Source organism: Bacillus sp. 2175 (assembly GCF_057812155.1).
The window spans coordinates 85,001-87,500 of the sequence record NZ_CM173819.1 but is presented as its reverse complement, the minus strand read 5'-3'; the positions used below and the strand labels follow the sequence as shown (position 1 = coordinate 87,500).

Sequence of the window (2,500 nt, the reverse complement as noted above, 5' to 3'; positions counted from 1 at the left end):
GCTAAGGCCCCAAACAAGTATCGGGAAGACAGGATTTGAACCTGCGACCCCCTGGTCCCAAACCAGGTGCTCTACCAAGCTGAGCCACTTCCCGAAAGAAAACGCGCCCGAGAGGAGTCGAACCCCTAACCTCTTGATCCGTAGTCAAACGCTCTATCCAATTGAGCTACGGGCGCATATGGTGCCGAGGGCGGGGGTCGAACCCGCACGGTGGTCACCCACCGCAGGATTTTAAGTCCTGTGCGTCTGCCTGTTCCGCCACCCCGGCATGTCATATTGAAAATTGGAGCGGAAGACGGGATTCGAACCCGCGACCCCAACCTTGGCAAGGTTGTATTCTACCACTGAACTACTTCCGCAAGACATGTTTGAGATATTTTATTAAAAGTGCGGGTGAAGGGAGTCGAACCCCCACGCCAAAGGCGCTAGATCCTAAGTCTAGTGCGTCTGCCAATTCCGCCACACCCGCATATTAATTAAAATGGTGAGCCATGAAGGACTCGAACCTTCGACCCTCTGATTAAAAGTCAGATGCTCTACCAACTGAGCTAATGGCTCTTACAATAAAAACTGGTGCCGACTAGAGGACTTGAACCCCCAACCTACTGATTACAAGTCAGTTGCTCTACCAATTGAGCTAAGTCGGCTAAATGGTGGAGGATGACGGGATCGAACCGCCGACCCCCTGCTTGTAAGGCAGGTGCTCTCCCAGCTGAGCTAATCCTCCGGATTGCCTGGCAACGTCCTACTCTCACAGGGACAAGGTCCCAACTACCATCGGCGCTAGAGAGCTTAACTTCCGTGTTCGGTATGGGAACGGGTGTGGCCTCTCTGCCATCATTACCAGACTGTATTCATTTAAGACAAGAATCATTGTAACTCATTTAACTTTTAAAGTCAACAAGTTTTTTATATTCTTTCAAAACTAGATAACATTGCTACATATTATATGGTTAAGTCCTCGATCTATTAGTATTCGTCAGCTCCACATGTCACCATGCTTCCACCTCGAACCTATCAACCTGATCATCTTTCAGGGATCTTACTAGCTTACGCTATGGGAAATCTCATCTTGAGGGGGGCTTCATGCTTAGATGCTTTCAGCACTTATCCCTTCCGCACATAGCTACCCAGCTATGCCCTTGGCAGAACAACTGGTACACCAGCGGTGCGTCCATCCCGGTCCTCTCGTACTAAGGACAGCTCCTCTCAAATTTCCTACGCCCACGACGGATAGGGACCGAACTGTCTCACGACGTTCTGAACCCAGCTCGCGTACCGCTTTAATGGGCGAACAGCCCAACCCTTGGGACCGACTACAGCCCCAGGATGCGATGAGCCGACATCGAGGTGCCAAACCTCCCCGTCGATGTGGACTCTTGGGGGAGATAAGCCTGTTATCCCCGGGGTAGCTTTTATCCGTTGAGCGATGGCCCTTCCATGCGGAACCACCGGATCACTAAGCCCGACTTTCGTCCCTGCTCGACTTGTAGGTCTCGCAGTCAAGCTCCCTTATGCCTTTGCACTCTACGAATGATTTCCAACCATTCTGAGGGAACCTTTGGGCGCCTCCGTTACACTTTAGGAGGCGACCGCCCCAGTCAAACTGCCCACCTGACACTGTCTCCCGGGTCGATAAGACCCGTAGGTTAGAATTTCAATACAGTCAGGGCGGTATCCCACCAGCGCCTCCACCGAAGCTAGCGCTCCGGTTTCAATGGCTCCCGCCTATCCTGTACAAACTGTACCAAAATTCAATATCAGGCTACAGTAAAGCTCCACGGGGTCTTTCCGTCCTGTCGCGGGTAACCTGCATCTTCACAGGTACTATAATTTCACCGAGTCTCTGGTTGAGACAGTGCCCAAATCGTTACACCTTTCGTGCGGGTCGGAACTTACCCGACAAGGAATTTCGCTACCTTAGGACCGTTATAGTTACGGCCGCCGTTTACTGGGGCTTCAGTTCAGAGCTTCGCTTACGCTAACCCCTCTCCTTAACCTTCCAGCACCGGGCAGGTGTCACCCCCTATACTTCGCCTTACGGCTTCGCAGAGAGCTGTGTTTTTGCTAAACAGTCGCTTGGGCCTATTCACTGCGGCTTTCCGTTAAGAAAGCACCCCTTCTCCCGAAGTTACGGGGTCATTTTGCCGAGTTCCTTAACCAGAGTTCTCTCGCACACCTTAGGATTCTCTCCTCGCCTACCTGTGTCGGTTTGCGGTACAGGCACCTTTTATCTCGCTAGAAGCTTTTCTTGGCAGCGGGGAATCAAAGACTTCGCTCCATAAGGAGCTTCCCCATCACAGCTCAGCATACGCGATAAGCGGATTTGCCTACTTATCAGCCTAACTGCTTGGACGTGCACAACCAATCGCACGCTTCTTCTATCCTTCTGCGTCCCTCCATTGCTCAAACGATAAAGAGGTGGTACAGGAATATCAACCTGTTGTCCATCGCCTACGCCTGTCGGCCTCAGCTTAGGTCCTGACTAACCCTGAGCGGA

The 2,500-nt window shown here is 51.9% G+C and carries 9 tRNA genes and 2 rRNA genes (2 of these 11 cut by a window edge); all 11 read right to left on the bottom strand.

What is annotated here, in order from left to right:
• Window positions 1-11 (bottom strand) — tRNA-Ala (locus ACXKY9_RS00490) (it extends 65 nt beyond the left edge of the window).
• A 9-nt stretch (window positions 12-20) separates the two neighbouring features.
• Window positions 21-94 (bottom strand) — tRNA-Pro (locus ACXKY9_RS00485).
• A gap of 8 nt (window positions 95-102) precedes the next feature.
• A tRNA-Arg gene (locus tag ACXKY9_RS00480) sits at window positions 103-176 on the bottom strand.
• A gap of 3 nt (window positions 177-179) precedes the next feature.
• A tRNA-Leu gene (locus ACXKY9_RS00475) sits at window positions 180-268 on the bottom strand.
• Window positions 269-284: 16 nt separating this feature from the next.
• A tRNA-Gly gene (locus ACXKY9_RS00470) sits at window positions 285-359 on the bottom strand.
• Window positions 360-388: 29 nt separating this feature from the next.
• A tRNA-Leu gene (locus ACXKY9_RS00465) sits at window positions 389-469 on the bottom strand.
• Between the two features lie 13 nt (window positions 470-482).
• A tRNA-Lys gene (locus ACXKY9_RS00460) sits at window positions 483-558 on the bottom strand.
• A 13-nt stretch (window positions 559-571) separates the two neighbouring features.
• Window positions 572-647 (bottom strand) — tRNA-Thr (locus ACXKY9_RS00455).
• Window positions 648-651: 4 nt separating this feature from the next.
• Window positions 652-727 (bottom strand) — tRNA-Val (locus tag ACXKY9_RS00450).
• Window positions 728-732: 5 nt separating this feature from the next.
• A 5S ribosomal RNA gene (rrf, locus tag ACXKY9_RS00445) occupies window positions 733-848 on the bottom strand.
• 101 nt (window positions 849-949) lie between these two features.
• Window positions 950-2,500 (bottom strand): 23S ribosomal RNA (locus ACXKY9_RS00440); it runs 1,371 nt beyond the window's last position.